The sequence below is a fragment of the Nocardioides luteus genome (genome assembly GCF_000960475.2).
GTDB classification, from domain to species: Bacteria; Actinomycetota; Actinomycetes; order Propionibacteriales; family Nocardioidaceae; genus Nocardioides; species Nocardioides luteus_A.
Window position 1 is genome coordinate 72,360 of record NZ_JZDQ02000011.1, and the last position, 18,827, is coordinate 91,186.

An 18,827-nucleotide genomic window follows, 5' to 3' on the forward strand; every position below is an offset into this window, starting at 1 on the left:
TGTTTGCTCACCTATCCGGGCGCTCCGCCACATCAAGTGGTTCGTGCGTCGGTCCGTTCACTCCCGGGAGTTCTTCCTAACGTGCGTATCCCCCACCGATCACGTCGCTGCGCCATGCTCGGAGCCTCGCTCGGCATCGCCCTTCTTCCGCTGACGGTTCTGGCGCCTTCTGCAGCTCACGCGTCCCACTATTCAGGGGTCACCACCTCCCCGGCCACAAGTTCGGCTCCGCGAACGAACGAGCCCTCCGACTCATCGCTCTCCCCAGAGGCTGAAGCGGTGTTCGCCGCGAGCGAGGAGGCGGCTACCGAGGACACCCCGATCGTGATCGACGATCTCACCACCGAGAACTCGCAAGTCAAGGCCCTACCCGATGGAACCTATGAACTCACAGCCACCCGAGTTCCCGAGCGGGTCAAGCAAGGCTCTGAATGGATAGACATCGACACCACACTCTCCATGGTCAACGGGGTGATCTCACCAGGCGCTGCCATCGGCGGCGTCGAGTTCTCAGCCGGCGGAGACGGTCCGATGGTCACGTTGCACGAGGACGCCGACGGACACAACACCACCGTGACCATTGACTGGGACGGAACACTCCCTGCCCCAGTTCTGGATGGATCCTCCGCGACTTACCGTTCCGTTCGCCCAGGCGTCGATCTTGTTCTGACCGCCCAGCCAGCAGGCTACTCACAAACCTTAGTTGTCTCCGATGCCGAGGCTGCTGCCGCGCTGATCGCTGACCCTGTCGACCTTGCGGCCGCGACAGATGACCTCGAGTTTGCGGCGACCGCCGAGGGCCACATCTCCGCGACCGGCGACATGGCCGAGACCGAAGGGACCGTGTTCGACGGGGCCCCGCCCGTCTTGTGGGACTCCAACTCCGGCAGCGGCAACCCCGATTCGAGCGACCCCGTAGACATCTCGGGAGAAGTCCCTACCGCGACCGATCCTGCGAACGGAAGGATTCTGCACGCCGAGACCGATCTCGACATCGCAACAGATGGCTCGAGCATGGATCTGGCCCTTGCGCCGCCAGCGCAAGTCCTTACCGACGAGTCGATCGTCTACCCGCTCTACCTGGATCCGCGACTCGAACGCAACCGCTTCCACTATCTCACCGTCCACTCACGCGGCTGGAACTACTACGACGACTCCACCGAGCCCATGCGTGTCGGATTCTGTGACTGGTCGGGCTGCAATCAGGACATCCAGGGCACGGCGCGGTCCTACTTCTCCTTCGAGGCCCCTGGACTCTTCGTCGAAGGCCTCGACCCGACCATCTACGACGCGGCTGTCAAGGTGCTCCAGAAGTTCAACGCAACCGGTGCGGCACAGCCGGTCGAGCTCCATGGGGCCACCGGTTTCCTTCCCTCCACAGAGTGGCCCGGGCCGCTCGGCGGCAAACTCGAGACCATCTCTTCAGCAGCGGGCTGGGACGGAAGTTCCTCAGCCACGTTGACTTTCAACAACTCCAACGTCGTCAACTACGTCAAGAGTGCCGCCACCAACGAGGACCACAACCTCCAGTTTGCGCTCACCCCCGAGGACCAGAACAACCGCGACCAGTGGAAGAAGTTCGGCAACAACCCCACCCTGGCCGTGCGCTACGGCTATGTTCCGACCACCCCCGCCGACCTTGCGATCTCGGGATCGACCCAATGCCCTAACCGCGAGCGATACGTCGACCTGACAACCTCAACGAAGCTCTACGCACGCTCTGACGAGCGCAGCTATCAGAACCTCCCCCTCGAATATGACTTCGAGGTCTACCGCTGGCCCGGCACCGAGCAGCAGACTAAAGTCCGCTACAACAAGATCCGCGTCGGAGCTGACGGCAGCATTCCCTCAGGCACCCTCGCAGAGTGGGCAATGGCCGGAAGCAACTCCAACTCGACAACCTTGATCAGCCAGGACAAGTACGCCTTCCGCGCCAGATCGTACGTCCACGAAACCGCGATTGAGGAGAAGACGCCTTCAGCATGGTCGGGGCTCTATCACTTCACCGTCGACAAGACCGCGCCCATCGGCCTCGGCATCAGCAGCAGTGACTACCCCCTGAACGCGTGGGGCAAGTCCCAAGGCCAAGCCGGCACCTTCAGCCTCGTCACCGACGACTCAACCGCCCAAGACACCGCCGGGTTCACCTACGCGATCGACACCGCTACGCCGCCCGACCCGAGCAACATCGTGTGCGACTACAGCACCGCCGCACCAGGGGCCTCTTCCGGCTATCTGACGGCGAACAGCGCCGGCGACGCGACCCTCACCATCCCAGCAAACGACCTCGCTCCGGGCTATCACGAGGTCACCGTCGGCGCGTTCGACCACGCTCACAATGTCACCGCGACCTTCAAGACCTACGGCTTCTTCGTGTCCCCCACATACGCCGACGCGGATGGCGAACCGATCAGCAACACCGTCTACGACTTCAGCGCCTCCAGCACATCCAAGCTCGGCCTCGTAGACGCCACCGCGGCCGCGGCAAGCACTGGAGACGATCTCCACCGCGACGCGGCCTGCTACAGCGACGACACCTACGGGATCAGCTCTGGCGGGAAGTTCCACCGCATCGTCGCCACCCGCGGCGATCTCACCGCGCCGGTACGCAGCACCTACAAATTCACCGTCCCGACGAACTATCCCGACTTCTACTACTCCCTCGGCGTCGCCATGCTCAAGGGCAACCACCTCGGAAAGGTCAGGTTCGCTCTCGCCGAACAGCCCAATACCGCACCCGACGGAACACCGATCAAGACCGAACTCGATCCGATCACGTTCCGCACCACCAACGGCGGCGATCCCCTCGTCGTCGACACCTATGCCACCTCGAACACCAACCATTACGTGCCTCTCAGCGACTACCTTCCCGACGCACAGGGCGTACGCCTCAAGGCAGGCCACAGCTACCTCCTGACCGTCGAGATCGTCGGCACCAGCGCCCCCACCTACACCTACACGAGCGGCCCATGCTCAGGCATCGAGGACAACGGCTACACCCTGATGCTCGACTACCTGAACCTCTCACCCATCCGACAAGGCACCTACGCCAGCCTCGGCGACATGTTCAACAACACCGCGGTCGGCACGACCACCGCGACCAACTTCGACCTGATCACGCCAACCAGCACCGCGCCGGACACCTCCCTCGCCGCCGCAGCCCTGCCAAACGGGTTCACCCCGCCCTCAGCAACGGCCAGTACGTTCACCACTCCTGGCGGACTCAGATTCAACATCCCCGCCAAGAAGTCCAGCACCAAGTACACCGGCCGAAGCTACGACAACGTCATCGCCAACGGGCAAACGCTCACCTACCCCGACGACCCAGCCGTCACCGGTGACGAAACCACCGGTGACGTGTACCTCCTCGCCACCTCCACCTGCCAACCCATCGACCCCACATCCTCACGCGCACTCACGATCAAGGTGATGTACGGCGACACAGATCCCGTCGAAGGCGGCGCACCGGAGGAAACGCCCTCCGACCACTTCCTCAAATCGCCCATCCCTGCTTGGGACGGAACTCCGGCCCAGCCAGACACAACAGCACCCGACGACGAGGCCCTCACTGACCGACAAAAGGTCCGTGTTGTTGAAACACTCGCCATGACGCAATCCCTGTCCGGATCAAGCCAGGTAACCGGCAACAGATACCTCTACGTACTCAAAGCCCCTGCCGAGGAGACACACGCCAACTCCCCCATCACCTCCATCACCCTTCCCCGGGTGGGCAGCACCTTCACGTCAAAGAGCTGCGCTGAGTCCGGAGCCCAGGCGCTGCATGTCTTCGCGGTTTCGACTACCTCACAGCAGCCGTAACTGACCTGCTGGGTCCATCGCTGGCCGTCGCCTACCCAGGCGACGGCCAGCCCCATTTCAGGCACCGTTGGCCCCCTGACAAACGCCAGAACCTATGGCCAACAGATTTTCAACCACCTGGAACCTGGCCTTCGCAGGACGGGGCACATGCTCGCCGAATATCAACGGACCTAATGGGCGGCGGAGGTGGCCATTAGGAGTTGGATCCCGGCTTCCGGACTACTCGATCTTCCCGAGCACGTCCCCGATCGCAACGGTGCCACCCACATCGGTGCCACGGGCGAGCACGCCCGCACGGTGCGCGGCGACGCGGGTCTCCATCTTCATGGCGTCGATGACCGCGACGTCCTGGCCCTCGGAGACCTTCTCGCCGTCGGCGACGAGCCAGTCGACGAGTACGCCGGGGACGGGAGCCTCGAGCACGGCAGGATCGGCCGCCGCCGGCCCGGCCTCGGCCGGGTCCGCCCCGCCCGCCGCGAGCCCCCGCAGGAGCTCGTCGGGGAGGCCGAGCATCACCCGGCGACCGTCGATCTCGACCGGAATCCGCCGCAGCGGCACGGCCGGCGAGGGCTCGGGGCGTCGCTGCGCCTCGAGCCGCGGCATCAGCGTGGTCTCGATCCACTGCGTGTGCACGGCGAACCCGTCGGTCGAGAACGCCGGGTCGTCGAGGAGGACGCGGGCGAAGGGGACGACGGTCGCCACCCCCTCCACGTCGAGCTCGCGGAGCGCGCGGCGGGCGCGTACGACGGCCCTGTCGCGGTCAGGGGCGTGCACGATCAGCTTGGCGATGAGCGAGTCGAAGGCGCCCTGGACGGTGTCGCCGGCCTCGATCCCCGCGTCCCAGCGGACGCCGGGCCCGGCGGGAACCCGCAGTCCCGTCACGACGCCCGGGCTCGGCAGGAAGCCGCGTCCCGGGTCCTCGGCGTTGATCCGCAGCTCGATCGCATGCCCGGAGGGCTCCGGCGTGGACGAGAAGGAGATCCCCTCACCGGCGGCGATCCGGAGCTGTTCGGCGACCAGGTCGACCCCGGTGACCGCCTCGGTGATCGGGTGCTCGACCTGCAGCCGGGTGTTCACCTCGAGGAACGAGATCACCCCGTCGGCCCCCATCAGGAACTCGACGGTCCCGGCGCCGCGGTAGGAGACCGCCGCGCAGATGTCGCGGGCGGCCTCGTGGATGCGGCTGCGCTGCTCGTCGGTCAGCCCGGGCGCGGGCGCCTCCTCGACGAGCTTCTGGTTGCGCCGCTGCAGCGAGCAGTCGCGGTCACCGACCACCACGACATGACCGGTGCCGTCGCCGAGCACCTGCACCTCGATGTGTCGCGGACGCTCCAGGAACCGCTCGACGAAGCACTCGCCCCGGCCGAACGCGGCCAGCGCCTCACGCGAGGCGGAGTCGAAGGCATCGGCGACGTCGTCGAGCTCGCGGGCCACCTTCAGCCCGCGCCCGCCGCCACCGAAGGCGGCCTTGATCGCGATCGGGAGCCCGTGCTCGCGCGCGAATGCGACGGCCTCGTCGGCGGACTCCAGCGGCCGGTCGGTGCCCGCCACCAGCGGCGCGCCGACGCTCTGCGCGATCCGGCGGGCGGTGATCTTGTCGCCGAGCTTGTCGATGCTCTCCGGACTCGGGCCGATCCAGGTCAGCCCGGCAGCCTCGACGGCGCGCGCGAACTCGGCGCTCTCCGAGAGGAACCCGTAGCCCGGATGCACCGCGTCGGCGCCGGAGGCCTGCGCCGCGGCCATCAGCCACTCGATGCTGAGATAGGAGTCGGCGGCGGTGGAGCCGCCCAGGACGTACGCCTCGTCGGCGAGCCGCACGTGCAGCGCGTCGGCGTCCTGGTCGGCGTAGACGGCGACCGACACGAGGCCGGCCTCGGCGACCGCCCGCACGACGCGGACGGCGATCTCTCCCCTGTTGGCGATGAGCACCCTGCGCATGTCAGTCTCCTCGGATCTCGGCCGCCGGCGCCTCGAGCGCGACGGGTCGGAAGCGGATGCGGACCCCGGGCGGCAGCTGCCCGGCCAGGTCCAGGTCGCGGTCGATGACCGCACCGATGATCGGATAGCCCCCGGTGAGCGGGTGATCCGGAAGGAACAGCACGGGCTGTCCGTCGGGCGGCACCTGGATCGCACCGGTCACCGCCCCTTCGCTCGGCAGCTCGCCGGCGATGTCGCGCTCGAGCGGGACGGCGCCTTCGAGACGTACGCCGACCCGGTCGGAGCGCGGCGTGACGGTCCACTCCTGCTCGACCAGGGTGCGTACGCCGGCCGGGGTGAACCAGTCCTCGCGCGGGCCGAGCACGATGCGCAGCTCGACCGTGTCACCGGGAGCGGGCAACGGGTCGGCGGGCGCCGGGTGGGGGTCGACCGCATGCGGCGCGGCGGCGGGACCGTGCAGCGGCACCACGTCGCCGGTACGCAGCGGCCGGCCGCCGAGGTCGCCGGGGCCGAGACCCGCGAGCGTGTCGCTGGAGACGCTCCCGAGCGCCGGCTCCAGATCCAGGCCGCCGCGCACCGCGATCACGGCACGCAGGCCGGCGGTGACCGCGCCGAGACGCAGCTCCTCGCCGTCCTCGAGCGCGGTGGCGGCGCCGTGCTCGACGGGGAGCGGCGGACCGTCGCTGCGTACGACCGTCGTCTCGGCAGCCGCGCCCGCGACCGCCACGACCGCGGGGCCGGTGAAGCGCAGGACCGCGCCGCCACCGGCGAGCTCGAAGCCGGCCGCGCCGGGGGCGTTGCCCACCGCGCGGTTCGCGGCCCGCAGGGCACGGCGGTCGGCCGTACCCGACGCCGAGACGCCGAGCGCGGCATGGCCGGGGCGGCCGAGGTCCTCGAGCACCAGCTGGAGGCCCGGGCGTACGACCTCGACCGCGAAGGGGTGTTCCACGGCATCGGCCGCCGGCGAGGCCTCGGTCACGGAGACCGACTCACGCTCGAGCCGCTCGAACCGCACGGTCATCCCGGGCGCGAGCAGCGCGGGCGGATCCCGGTGCAGGTCCCACATCGGTGCGTCCGTACGCCCGATCAGCTGCCAGCCGCCGGGGCTCTCCCGCGGGTAGACGCCGGAGAACGTCCCGGCGAGCCCGACCGAGCCGGCCGGGATCCGGGTGCGCGGCGAGGAGCGCCGCGGTACGTCGAAGATCGGGTCGTCGCCGACCAGATAGCCGAAGCCGGGTGCGTAGCCGGTGAAGGCCACCCGCCAGGTCGCGGCCGCGTGGCGTGCGGCGACCTGCTCGGTGCTGATGCCGAGCAGGTCGGCGACCTCGTCGAGGTCCTGCCCGTCGTAGCGCACGCCGATCGTCACCGAACCCGATGCCGGAAGACTGCCGTGGACGGCCTCGACGCGGGTCAGCTCCTTGGCGAGGGTCACCTCGTCCACCAGCGTCGGGTCGAACCGGACGAGCACCGTCCGGGCGGCCGGCACCAGCTCGACGACGCCGGTCGGAGGCTCGGCCGCGAGCGCCGCGTGCAGCCGCATCGCGCCCTCGAGATCGTCCTCCTCGACCAGCAGCGCCTGGTCCGATGCGATGAGCACGTGCCTCACGCCAGATACTCCGAATCCCGTACGTCGGTGATGAACATGTGGCCGGGCGCGTGGGTGAGCGCGAACGGCGGACGCGAGTCCATGATCGCGGCCTGGGGCGTGACGCCGCAGGCCCAGAACACCGGCACCTCGCCCTCGCGCACCTCGGGCGGGTCCCCGAACTCGGGAGCGGCCAGGTCGGCGATGCCGAGGGAGGCCGGGTCGCCGACGTGCACGGGCGCACCGTGCACCGCCGGATAGCGCCCGGAGATGCGTACGGCATCGGCGACCCGGTCGGCGGGGATCGGGCGCATCGAGACCACCATGTCGCCGCGCAGGCGCCCGGCGGGCGCGCACGCGCGCGAGGTGCGGTACATCGGCACGTTGCGGCCGAGCTCCTGGTGACGGATCGGGATCCCGGCGTCGGTCAGGCCCGCCTCGAACGTGAAGCTGCAGCCGATCAGGAAGGAGACCAGGTCGGGGTGCTCCTCCCACGCGGCACTGGCGTCCGTGACCTCCTCGGTCAGCTGGCCCTCCCGCCAGATCCGGTACGCCGGGAGGTCGGTGCGCAGGTCGGAGCCGGGTGCCAGGGCGGACTCGTAGGCACCAGGATCGAGGACCTCGAGCACCGGGCACGGCTTCGGGTTGCGCTGCGCGAAGAGCAGCACCTCGAAGGCCCAGTCGGCCGGCACCGAGATCAGGTTCGCCTGCACCAGGCCGTGGGCGACGCCGCTCGTCGGGGCGACCTCGCCCGCCCGGTAGGACGCCCGCGCCGCGCGGGCCTCCTTCAGCTGGGTGGCGCTCGCGGTCATGCAGACGCTCCGGCGAAGGGCGCGATGACCATGCCCTCGGCCTCGAACAGCTCCCGGATGGCCGCGGCCATCCGGATGGCGCCGTCGCTGTCGCCGTGCACGCAGATCGAGTCGGCGCGTACGGCCACGTCGGTGCCGTCGATCGCCTCGACCACACCCTCTCGGGCGAGCCGCAGCATCCGGGCCGCGACCTCCTCGGCGTCGTGCAGGACCGCACCGGGCTCGGCGCGCGAGACCAGCTCGCCGCCGGGCGTGTAGGCGCGGTCCGCGAAGGCCTCGGCGGCCGTCGCAAGCCCGGCCTTCTCGGCGACGTCGAGCACGACGCCGCCCGCGAGCCCCAGCAGCACGAGGGACGGGTCGATCGCCTTGACCGCCGCGACCACGCTCCGCGCCTGCCGCTCGTCGCGGGCGATCGTGTTGTAGAGGGCGCCGTGCGGCTTCACGTAGCGGACAGCGCCGCCGACCGCGGTGGTCAGGCTGATCAGCGCGCCGAGCTGGTACTCGACGTGCGCCTGCAGGGTCGCGGACTCGATGTCCATGGCGCGGCGTCCGAAGTTCTCGTAGTCGCGATAGCCGGGGTGCGCGCCGATCGTGACGCCGTTGGCCACGGCGTCGGCGAGCGTCGTACGGATCCCTTCGGGGGTGCCGGCGTGGAACCCGCAGGCGACGTTGGCGCTCGAGACGATCCCGAGCATCGCCGCGTCGTCGGCGACCACCCGGTCGGGCGAGTTCTCGCCGAGGTCGGAGTTCAGGTCGATGGTTGCCTTGGTGTTCACGGTGCTCACGCTCCAATGCCGATGAAGGCGAAGATCGGGCCGATCGAGACGACGCCCATGTACCAGCTGAGCAGGGTCGCGAGGGTCCCCAGGGCCAGCAGCCACACCGGGTAGCGGTAGCCGTGCAGGACGTCGCGCTGACGGAACCAGCCGACGTACATGAAGATCGTCATGCCGATCGGGAGGATCAGGCCGTTGAAACCGCCGACGAAGACCAGGATAGCCGCGGGCGCCGCGCCGATCAGCAGGTAGAGGACCAGGGAGACCACGATGAAGGCGACCGTCGCGACCTGCAGCCGCCACCCGGTTCCCAGCTTCTTGGAGAAGGTCGAGATGAACGTGGCCGAGGTGTAGGCGGCACCGATGACCGAGGTGATCGCCGCGGCCCAGAAGATCGCACCGAAGATGCGGATGCCCGCGTCGCCGAGCACGGCACCGAACGCCTGGCCGGCCGGGTTGGCCGCCTGACTCGAGAAGTCGAGGGTGACGCCGGAGGCCACGACACCGAGGATCGCCAGGAAGAGTACGTAGCGCATGATCCCGGTGACGAGGATGCCGCTCATCGAGGCCCGGTGGACGGCCGGCACGTGGTCGGGGCCGACGAGGCCGGAGTCGAGGTAGCGGTGGGCGCCGGCGTAGGTGATGTAGCCACCGACGGTGCCGCCCACGATCGTGGTGATGGTCGCGAAGTTGAGGGTGTCGGGCACGAAGGTCTGGCGCAGCGCGTCGCCGACCGGAGGCTGCGACGCGATCGCGACGAAGAGGGTCAGCCCGATCATCAGCAGACCGAGCCCGAGCACGACCATGTCGACGACGCGGCCGGCCCGCTTGTACATGAAGATGCCGATCGCGAGCAGCGCCGAGAGCAGGCCGCCGATCTTCGGGTCGATGCCGAGCAGGGCGTTCAGGCCGAGCCCGGCGCCGGCGATGTTGCCGATGTTGAACGCCAGGCCACCGATCACGATCAGCGTCGCGAGCACGTGCCCGGAGAACGGCACGGCCTCGTTGGCCAGGTCCCCGGCTCGCTTGCCCGAGACCGTGATCAGGCGCCACACGTTCATCTGCAGCGCGAAGTCGATCAGGATCGAGGCCAGGATCGCGAACGCGAACGCCGCTCCGAGCTGGGCGGTGAACGTCGCGGTCTGGGTGATGAAACCGGGGCCGATGGCCGAGGTGGCCATCAGGAAGATGGCGCCGAGGATCGGTCCTCGGCGGGAGCGGGCGAATGTCTTCGCGCGCTCGGCGCTGGTCGTGTCAGTCATGGGGGACTCCTGCCATCTGCGGGCCGTGTGGTCGGGGCCACATTCTTGATGTAGTACAGGATGACACCGATTGTTCAACAATGATAGTCGCGTCCGTTAAAAACGTGTTTCGATTGTTCGCGGATGCGATTCCCCTAGGATGCGGTCATGCCCGATGCCGAGGACACCCTGACGAACGCGCTGCGCCGGCGGATCATCGACGGCGAGTTCGCGCCCGGCACCCGGCTCTCGGAGATCTCCCTCGCCGAAAAGCTCGGCGTCTCCCGCAACACGCTCCGTGAGGCGTTCCGCGTGCTCGCGGAGCAGGGGCTCATCGAGCACATCCCCCACCGCGGGGTCTCGGTCGCCTCACCCGGTGTGGCGGACGTCGTCGACATCTACCGCGCGCGCCGCTACGTCGAGCCTGCGGCCCTGGCCGCGGGCTCCCCACTGCACCCCGCGGTGGCCGCGATGCGCGAGGCTGTGGAACTGGGCGAGACCAGCCTCGAGGCGCGCGACTGGCGCACGGTCGGCACCGCCAACATGGCGTTCCACGACGCCATCGTCGCCCTCGCCGACAGCCCGCGCCTGGAGCGGCTCTTCCGCGACATCGCCGCCGAGCTGCGGCTCGCCTTCCTCGAGATCGACAACCCCGAGGCCCTGCACGCCCCGTTCGTCACCCGCAACCGCGCCCTCCTCGAGACCTTCCTCGACCAGGGTGGGCCCGCGGCCGCGGCCGAGCTGCAGGACTACCTCGTGCTCTCCGAGCGCACCGTCCTCGGCGCCTTCACCCGCCTGCGCCACGGCTAGGCCGGCCCGTTGTCGAGGGGGTAGTCCGGGAGCGAACTGCCCATTTACTGGCGAGTAATGGGCAGTTCGCTCCCGGACTACCCCGACGATGCCCCCTACCTCAGGCGGTGACCAGGCCGCGCAGGCGCTCGTCGCGGGGCCAGGCGCCGGCCCAGACCAGGACGGCGGTGGCGATCGCGAAGACAGTGTTGAAGGCCGGCTGCCCGAAGACCAGGTTCACGGTGACCGCGCCGCCCAGGTAGGCGGTGATCAGGACCGTTCCCATCGCCCGGGTGGCCGGGAGGTGGTAGGCGATCAACGACAGGCCCAGGACGGCACCGCAGACGACCGGGAACCAGTCCGGAGCGCCGATCTTGTCGTTGAAGTCCGTCACGGGCCCGACCCGCAGCAGGTGCGTGACGATGTCGAAGCCGAGGAACAGGGTGACCAGGGCGGTGATGACCCAGCCGGCTCGTTGTGCGTTGGTGCTCATCTCGATCTCCTCGGAGGTGGGTGGTGATGCTCTTACCCACGCGTCGAGCGTGCACCGGCGATCTCGACATCGCCTCTCACCATTTTTCTGCCGTCATCTCGTCAGGGCCTTGGCGGCGACCTTCAGGTCCGCGACCAGACCGTCGTACGTCTCCTGCCTCTGGTCCTCTGCTCGCAGGACCGCGGAGGGGTGGGTCGTCGCGAGGACCCACGGGTCGAGGCTCGCCGTGGCGATGGCATCGGGCCACTCGAGGAGGTGGCCGCGCGCCTCGCCGACGCGGAAGGACGAGCCGTAGAGCGCCTTGCCGGCGGTGCCACCGAGCAGGACGACGCCGGTGGGACGTACCAGGTCCAGCTCGGCCGCCAGCCACGGCGCACAGGCGCCGACCTGCTTGCTGGTGGGCGACTGGTGGATGCGGCGCTTGCCGGAGAGACGGTGGCGGAAGTGCTTGACCACGTTCGTCGTGTACGTCGCCTCCGGGTCGATCCCGGCATCCGCGAGCGCCTCGTGGAGGATGCCGCCCGCCGGACCGACGAACGGCTCGCCCTCGCGGTCCTCCCGGTCACCCGGCTGCTCGCCGAGCAGCATCAACGGGGCGGGCGTCGGCCCCTCGCCCATCACACCCTGGGTGGCGTCCCGATAGAGCTCGCAGCCGCGGCAGTCCTGCACGGCGCTGCGCAGCTCGGCCAGCGTCGGTGACTCCGGCACCCACTCCGCGGCGCTCACGAGCCCAGCGGGTCGTGGCCGACGTTCATCAGCCGGCGCCGCCAGCGCGCATCGCCCGCGGTGGGCTCCCACTGGCCGGTGTCCCCGCCACGCAGATCGGTGACCTTGTCGACGACGCGCCGCATCACGTCCACGTCGTCACGGGTGAGGTCGGCGCGGCGCTTGCCGAGGATGTCGGCCACTCGGTGGCCGAGCTCGCTGCCGGCCTGGTCCGGCTCGGCCTCGGTCGTCTCCCCCGCGCCCTGCACGGCGAGCCACTTCCGCAGGTCGCGCGAGGTCATGTTCACCGCGCGGTGGAAGTTCTCCCAGAGCCTGTCATCGACGATCGTCTCGGCCATGTCGTGCCTCCTGCCTGATCGACTGCTCGGGGTCCGGTACCCACCCCGGCGACCAGGCACACGGCATCATTCCAGGAGAGCCTGGGCCTCCGGGGAGTCGTAGAAGCTGGAGAGCCGGCGACGGATCAGCTGCTCGAGGACGCCCGCCTCGGCGAGCGCCTCGATCACCGGCGGGCCGAAGCGGAGGGCCTCCTCGACCAGGTCGTCCCGGCCCAGACCCCACTCCTCCAGAAGCCGGTCGAGGGTGAAGCTCCCGTAGGTGTCGAAGAAGAAGTCGACGCCGGTGTCGACCAGCGCCTGCAGGTACTCGGAGTCCCGGACATCGAGCCAGACCTGGTAGCCCCCGACGAAGAGCGCGACCAGCTGCTCGTCGTCGACGAGGTCGGCGAGCTCGCGCACCGGGCGGGTCGCGAGCACGTCCCAGACCTCCAGCAGGGCGTCACGCACCTCCTCGTCGGTCACCGAGCTGGCCGCGGTGTCGGAGAGATAGCCGAGCAGCGCCCCGGCGCCGCGCTCGGCGAGCTCGCGGGCGCTCTGGTCGACGGCAGCGCCGACCGGGGTGCCCTTCACCGTGTCCGCCATCCGGCCGGCCACGCGCTCGGCGATCGAGAAGCCGAACGCACCACCCGGAAGGTTGTCGGCGAGCCGGCGGCCGGTGTCGACGGCACCCCGGGCCGTGCCGCGCACCAAGGTGCCGACGCCGGCCTGGACCCCGGAGTTCTCGGCCAGGCTCCGCAGGACCTGCTGGCGCAGCGTACGCATCTCGACGAGGACCGCGACCAGCTCGGCGATCCGCGGCCGGCTGACCACCTTGCCCAACTGCGTGTCGTTGGCGGGGTGCGCCCTGAGCCGCGTCGCGATCGCCCCCGCGACCTCCGGGATCGCTCCCGGGAGCCGGAAGGTGCTGACGTACTTCAGCGCGACCTCCTTGATCAGGTCGCGCGGCATCACCTGGTCCAGCGTCAGCTCGCTGGCAGCGCGCAGCGCGAAGTCGATCTCGCCGGTGACGAGATCGAGGAAACGTACGCCACGGATCGCCGCCATCTCGTGGGCGACATGGGCGTCGAGGAGTCGTCGAGCGAGGTCCGGCTCAGTCATGGTGGACATTGTCCACGGCCGGGACCGCTCGACGACTCATTCCCACTCGATGGTGCCCGGCGGCTTCGAGGTGATGTCGACGGTGACGCGGTTGATCTCGCTCACCTCGTTGGTGATCCGGGTGGAGATGCGCTCCATGACCTCATAGGGCAGGCGGGCCCAGTCGGCGGTCATCGCGTCCTCGGAGGTGACCGGGCGGAGCACGACGGGGTGGCCGTAGGTGCGGCCGTCGCCCTGGACGCCGACGGAGCGGACGTCGGCGAGCAGCACGACCGGCATCTGCCAGATGTCGCGGTCGAGACCGGCGCGGGTCATCTCCTCGCGGGCGATCGCGTCGGCCTCGCGGAGGATGTCGAGCCGCTCCTTGGTGACCTCACCGATGATGCGGATGCCGAGGCCGGGGCCGGGGAACGGCTGGCGCTGGACGATCTCGTCGGGCAGGCCGAGCTGGGAGCCGACGGCGCGGACCTCGTCCTTGAAGAGCTCACGCAGCGGCTCGACCAGCTCGAACTCGAGGTCCTCGGGGAGGCCGCCGACGTTGTGGTGGGACTTGATGTTGGAGGTGCCGGCGCCACCGCCGGACTCGACGACGTCGGGGTAGAGGGTGCCCTGGACGAGGAAGGCGACCTTCTCGTCGGAGTCGCCCAGGATCTCGACCTCGGCGCGCTCGAAGCAGCGGATGAACTCGCGCCCGATGATCTTGCGCTTCTCCTCCGGGTCGGTGACCCCGGCGAGCGCGTCGAGGAACTCCTTCTCGGCGTCCACGATCTTCAGCTCGGCGCCGGTCGACTCGCGGAACGCCTTCTCGATCGCGACCGACTCGTTCTTGCGCATCAGGCCGTGGTCGACGTAGACGCAGGTCAGCCGGTCACCGATCGCCTTGGCGACGATGGCTGCCGCGACCGCGGAGTCGACGCCGCCGGAGAGCGCGCAGATCGCGCGGTGGTCGCCGATCTGCTGGCGGACCCGCTCGATCTGGTCCTCGGCGATGTTGCCGATGGTCCACGTCTGACGGCACTGCGCGATGTCCCACAGGAAGTGCTCGAGCACCTGCTGACCGTGCTCGGAGTGGAGCACCTCGGGGTGCCACTGCACGCCCGCCAGCTGCTTGTCGACGTTCTCGAAGGCAGCGACCGGGGTGTCGGCGGTGCTCGCGAGCACGGTGAAGCCCTCGGGCGCCTCGGAGACCGAGTCTCCGTGCGACATCCACACGTTGTGGGCGGGCGGCATGTCGCGGAGCAGGATGCCGGGGACGCCGACGGTGACCGGGGTGCGGCCGTACTCGCGGGCGCCGTTGTCGTCGACGGTGCCACCCAGGCCCTGCGCCATCAGCTGGAACCCGTAGCACATCCCGAAGACCGGGGTGCCCGCGGTGAACAGGCTGTTGTCGATGGCGGGGGCGCCCTCGGCGTACACGCTCGACGGGCCGCCGGAGAGGATGATCGCCTTCGGGTTCTTGGCGAGCATCTCCTCGACCGGCATCGAGTGAGGCACGATCTCGGAGTAGACCTTCGCCTCACGAACGCGGCGGGCGATCAGCTGCGCATACTGCGCGCCGAAGTCCACCACGAGAACCAGATCGTGCTCTTCCGCCCCAGGAGCCTGCGTCATGCACGAATCCTAACGACGGGTCGCGTCGTCCGTGAAATGCACCAGGGCCCGGCCGGGGAGGGAGGTGGCCGGGCCCTGATTGCCCGAGGCAGAACTGTCCCGGACGTAAGACCCGGCATGTATTAGGGAGGGAGCAATCCCGGGTCTGATCACTCCAACGACCCCTCTTAACCACAGTTACGGGTCAACTAAAAACTTCCTGCCAGAAACTTCCGGCGAAGTCTGTTTCACCAACACAACACTTCGGTCACGAGACGTCAACGATGGGCAGCTGCAGCGCGGCCGGCGCGGTCGCCGGCACCGCGGGCGAGGCCGGCCGGACCGGCTGGATCCGGGCATAGCCCGCACCCAGCGCCGGGCGCGGGTCGGCCTGGTCCTTGTTGGGCCAGAACGCCATCGCCCGCTCGGCCTGCGCGGTGATCGTCAGCGACGGGTTCACGCCCAGGTTGGCCGAGATGGCGGAGCCGTCGACGACGTGCAGCCCCTCGTAGCCGTAGAGCCGCTGGTAGGGGTCGATCACCCCGGTCTCCACCGAGTCGCCGATGGTGCAGCCACCGATGAAGTGGGCGGTCATCGGCTTGTTGAACGGCTCCCCGATGGTGCCACCGGCATAGCCCGGCTTCTCCCCCGAGCTCATCACCCCGGCCATCTTCCGCACGGCGTCCAGGCCGGCGGGGATCCAGGTCGGGTTGGGCTTGCCGTGGCCCTGCTTCGACGACATCCGCCACCCGAAGATCGTCCGCTTCGGGAAGGTCGTGATCGAGTTGTCGAGCGCCTGCATGACCAGCGCGATGACGGTGCGCTCGGACCAGTGCTTGAAGTCGTAGAACGTACGCAGCGACCGCCGCTGAAGCCACATCTCCTTGAGCCACCGCCGGAACCGCCGGGGACCACCTTCGGTGAGCACCGTCTGCATGGCCGCGATCGCGTTGCTGCCGTGGCCGTAGCGGACCGGCTCGATGTGGGTGTGCTCGTCGGGGTGCCACGAGGAGGTGATCGCCACGCCCTCGGTGTAGTCGATGGCGGTGTCCGGGGCGATTGCGCCGAGGATCGACTCGGAGTTGGTGCGGGTCAGCTCACCCAGGCGCGGGGAGATCTGCGGGAGGTCGCCGGTGCGCTTGAGCTTGTGGAGCAGCTTCTGGGTGCCGAGCGAGGCCGCCGAGAAGATCACCTGATCGGCGGTGAACTTCCGGGTCCGGCCCAGGCCCAGCTTGGCCTTCGTGGAGCGGGTCTCGATGACGTACCCGGTTCCGGTCCTGGCCGGGTAGACGCGGGTGACCGTGGTCAGCGGGTGCACCTCGGCGCCGTTCTTCTCGGCCAGGTAGAGGTAGTTCTTGACCAGGGTGTTCTTCGCGTTGTGGCGACAGCCGGTCATGCACTCGCCGCAGTCGATGCAGGCACGCCGGTCGGGGCCCTCGCCACCGAAGTAGGGGTCCGCGACCTCCTGCCCGGGCACCTGGCCCGGCCCGCCGAAGAAGACGCCGACCGGCGCCTTGTGGAAGGTGTCGCCGCGACCCGACTCGGCCGCGACCTTCTGCATGACCTCGTCGGCCGGGGTCATGTTGGGGTAGAGGTTGACGCCGAGCATGCGCTTGGCCTGCTCGTAGTAGGGGGCGAGCTCGTCCTTCCAGTCGGTGATGTGGCTCCAGGAAGGGTCCTCGTAGAACGGGTCGAGCGGCTCGTAGAGGGTGTTGGCGTAGACCAGCGAGCCGCCGCCGACCCCGGCGCCGGCCATGATCACGGCGTCCTTGACCATGTCGATGCGCTGGATGCCGTAGCAGCCGATCGCCGGCGCCCAGAGGTATTTGCGCAGGTCGAACGAGGTGTTGGGCAGCTCGTCGTCGGCGAACCGGCGACCGGCCTCGACCACCCCGACCTTGTAGCCCTTCTCCGTCAGCCGCAGCGCGGAGACCGAGCCGCCGAACCCCGACCCGATGACGAGGACGTCGTAGTGACTCCCGCTCATGCGCGGCCCAGCGACTTCAGCACCCGCAGCGAGGCGGTCATGAACTTGGCGTACGCCTGGTCGCTCATCCCGAACTGCGGGGCGAAGCGCAGCACGGCCTGGGAGGCGACCGACTGGGTCTCGGTGTAGCGCAGGATGCCCTCGACACCCTGGCGGCGGCCCTGGCCGGACTCGCGCATGCCGCCCATCGGGGCGTCGATGCTCGCGAAGGTGGCGCCGAAGGCCTCGTTGATGTTGATCGTGCCGCACTTGATCTGGCGGGCGATGCGGCGGGCGCGGGCGGTGTCGCGGCTGTAGATCGAGCCGTTGAGGCCGTACTCACCGTCGTTGGCGCGCTGGATCGCCTCTTCCTCGCTGTGGAAGCGGTAGATCGAGACGACCGGACCGAAGGTCTCGTTGCCGAAGCAGGTCATCTCCGGGGTGACGCCCTCGAGGATGGTCGGCTCGAAGAAGAACGGCGCCAGGTCGGGACGGGCCTTGCCGCCGGCGAGCACGCGCGCACCCTTGGAGACGGCGTCCTCGACGTGGGCGGTCGCGGTGTCGACCTGGGCCTGCGAGATCAGGGTGCCCATGTCGTTCTCCCACCCGAGGGTGGCCCCGAGGGTCATCGCCTGGGTGCGGGCGACGAAGCGCTCCACGAACCGGTCGTAGATCTTGTCGTCGACGAAGAGCCGCTCGACACTCACGCACAGCTGGCCGGAGTTGGAGAAGACCGCGCGGGTCGCACCCTCGGCCGCCTTCTCGATGTCGGCGTCCTTCAGGATCAGCATCGGGTTCTTGCCGCCGAGTTCGAGGCTGGCGCCGATCAGCCTCTCCGCGGCCTGCTTGGCGACGAGCTTGCCGGTGTTGGTCGAGCCGGTGAAGCAGACGTAGTCGGCGCGCTGGATGATGCTGGTGCCGATCTTCGAGCCCGGGCCCGCGACGACGGTCCACAGGTTCTCCGGGAGCCCGGCCTCCTCGAGCAACTCGGCGCCGAGGAGCGCGCTGAGCATGGTCTGGGAGTCGGGCTTGATGACCACCGCGTTGCCGGCGGCGATCGCGGCCAGGCCGTCGCACAGCGCCATCGTGAACGGGTAGTTCCACGGGCTGATGATGCCGACGACGCCCTTGGGGACGTGGTTGAGCTCGACCCGGGTCAGCACCGGGATGACGCCGAGCTTGCGCTCGGTGTCGAGGATCTTGCTGCTCTTCCGCCCGTAGTAGCGGGCGGTCAGCGCGATGTGCAGCGGCTCGTCGAAGGCGTGCTTGCGAGCCTTGCCCGACTCCAGCACGATCAGGTCGAGGATCTCGTCCTGCCGGTCGAGGACGAGGTCGTGCAGCTTGATCAGGATGCGCTCGCGCTCGGCGACCGGGGTCGCGGCCCACTTCTCCTGCGCGACCCGGGCCTTGGCGAAGGCACCGGCGACGTCGTCGTCGCTCGACTGCGGGATGTGCGCCAGCGGCGCCCCGTTGAGCGGACTGATGACCTCGTGACTCTCCCCGGTCGTCGCCACCACGCGGCCGGTCAGGCGGGAGACGTAGTCAGGCTCGAGGGCCAGGGACGCGGCGGCGTCGTGCTCGGGATCGAGCGGGCCCTCGACGATCGGGCCGCCGGAAGAAGTCGGGTTGGATGCGCTCATGTACCGAGAGTATGTG

General features: G+C 69.2%; 14 protein-coding genes and 1 pseudogene. 2 read left to right on the top strand and 13 right to left on the bottom strand.

What is annotated here, in order from left to right; translation table 11 throughout:
• Positions 1-279 precede the first annotated feature (279 nt).
• A complete protein-coding gene (locus UG56_RS09525; protein ID WP_143054977.1) occupies positions 280-3,819 on the top strand; it encodes a hypothetical protein in 3,540 nt (1,179 codons plus the stop codon).
• A gap of 219 nt (positions 3,820-4,038) precedes the next feature.
• Here UG56_RS09525 and UG56_RS09530 read toward each other — a convergent pair whose 3' ends face one another.
• The 6 genes and pseudogenes from UG56_RS09530 to UG56_RS09550 all read right to left on the bottom strand — a co-directional run bounded on the left by UG56_RS09530 (position 4,039) and on the right by UG56_RS09550 (position 10,192).
• Positions 4,039-5,757 carry an acetyl/propionyl/methylcrotonyl-CoA carboxylase subunit alpha gene (locus UG56_RS09530; RefSeq protein ID WP_045549043.1) on the bottom strand — a complete coding sequence of 573 codons (1,719 nt, stop codon included), beginning with the start codon at positions 5,755-5,757 and terminating at the stop codon, positions 4,039-4,041.
• A 1-nt stretch (position 5,758) separates the two neighbouring features.
• A complete protein-coding gene (locus tag UG56_RS28665) occupies positions 5,759-6,778 on the bottom strand; it encodes a biotin-dependent carboxyltransferase family protein (RefSeq protein ID WP_218145180.1) in 1,020 nt (339 codons plus the stop codon).
• A pseudogene (locus UG56_RS28670) lies at positions 6,761-7,354 on the bottom strand (5-oxoprolinase subunit B family protein); the annotation flags it as partial. The pseudogene UG56_RS28670 and the gene UG56_RS28665, both read right to left, overlap by 18 nt.
• A gap of 5 nt (positions 7,355-7,359) precedes the next feature.
• A complete protein-coding gene (locus UG56_RS09540) occupies positions 7,360-8,154 on the bottom strand; it encodes a putative hydro-lyase (RefSeq protein WP_045552149.1) in 795 nt (264 codons plus the stop codon).
• Positions 8,151-8,930 carry a LamB/YcsF family protein gene (locus UG56_RS09545; protein WP_071327000.1) on the bottom strand — a complete coding sequence of 260 codons (780 nt, stop codon included), beginning with the start codon at positions 8,928-8,930 and terminating at the stop codon, positions 8,151-8,153. Before UG56_RS09545 ends, UG56_RS09540 begins: the two co-directional genes overlap by 4 nt.
• Positions 8,931-8,935: 5 nt before the next feature.
• Positions 8,936-10,192, bottom strand: coding sequence for an NRAMP family divalent metal transporter (locus UG56_RS09550; protein WP_045550231.1), 1,257 nt, complete (start codon positions 10,190-10,192; stop codon positions 8,936-8,938).
• A 147-nt stretch (positions 10,193-10,339) separates the two neighbouring features.
• On the opposite strand from UG56_RS09550, the gene UG56_RS09555 reads away from it, so the two are divergent.
• A complete protein-coding gene (locus UG56_RS09555) occupies positions 10,340-10,981 on the top strand; it encodes a GntR family transcriptional regulator (RefSeq protein ID WP_045550230.1) in 642 nt (213 codons plus the stop codon).
• 100 nt (positions 10,982-11,081) lie between these two features.
• Here the strand turns inward: UG56_RS09555 and UG56_RS09560 are convergent, their stop codons facing one another.
• The 7 genes from UG56_RS09560 to UG56_RS09590 form a co-directional block, all read right to left on the bottom strand.
• Complete coding sequence (locus UG56_RS09560; protein ID WP_045550229.1) at positions 11,082-11,453, bottom strand: DoxX family protein; 372 nt, start codon at positions 11,451-11,453, stop codon at positions 11,082-11,084.
• 93 nt (positions 11,454-11,546) lie between these two features.
• Entirely contained in the window at positions 11,547-12,179 is a 633-nt protein-coding gene (locus UG56_RS09565) for a UdgX family uracil-DNA binding protein (protein WP_045550228.1), read from the bottom strand.
• Complete coding sequence (locus UG56_RS09570; protein WP_045550227.1) at positions 12,176-12,517, bottom strand: DUF3140 domain-containing protein; 342 nt, start codon at positions 12,515-12,517, stop codon at positions 12,176-12,178. The genes UG56_RS09565 and UG56_RS09570 overlap by 4 nt, the downstream gene beginning before the upstream one ends.
• 66 nt (positions 12,518-12,583) lie before the next feature.
• Positions 12,584-13,615 carry a hypothetical protein gene (locus UG56_RS09575; RefSeq protein WP_143054978.1) on the bottom strand — a complete coding sequence of 344 codons (1,032 nt, stop codon included), beginning with the start codon at positions 13,613-13,615 and terminating at the stop codon, positions 12,584-12,586.
• A gap of 36 nt (positions 13,616-13,651) precedes the next feature.
• Positions 13,652-15,226 (bottom strand): glutamine-hydrolyzing GMP synthase, encoded by a 1,575-nt coding sequence (gene guaA / locus UG56_RS09580; protein ID WP_045550226.1) that lies wholly within the window; start codon positions 15,224-15,226, stop codon positions 13,652-13,654.
• Positions 15,227-15,473: 247 nt separating this feature from the next.
• Positions 15,474-17,192 (bottom strand): GMC oxidoreductase, encoded by a 1,719-nt coding sequence (locus UG56_RS09585; RefSeq protein WP_045550225.1) that lies wholly within the window; start codon positions 17,190-17,192, stop codon positions 15,474-15,476.
• Positions 17,189-18,811 carry a succinic semialdehyde dehydrogenase gene (locus UG56_RS09590; RefSeq protein ID WP_052693872.1) on the bottom strand — a complete coding sequence of 541 codons (1,623 nt, stop codon included), beginning with the start codon at positions 18,809-18,811 and terminating at the stop codon, positions 17,189-17,191. Before UG56_RS09590 ends, UG56_RS09585 begins: the two co-directional genes overlap by 4 nt.
• Between the last annotated feature and the right edge of the window lie 16 nt (positions 18,812-18,827).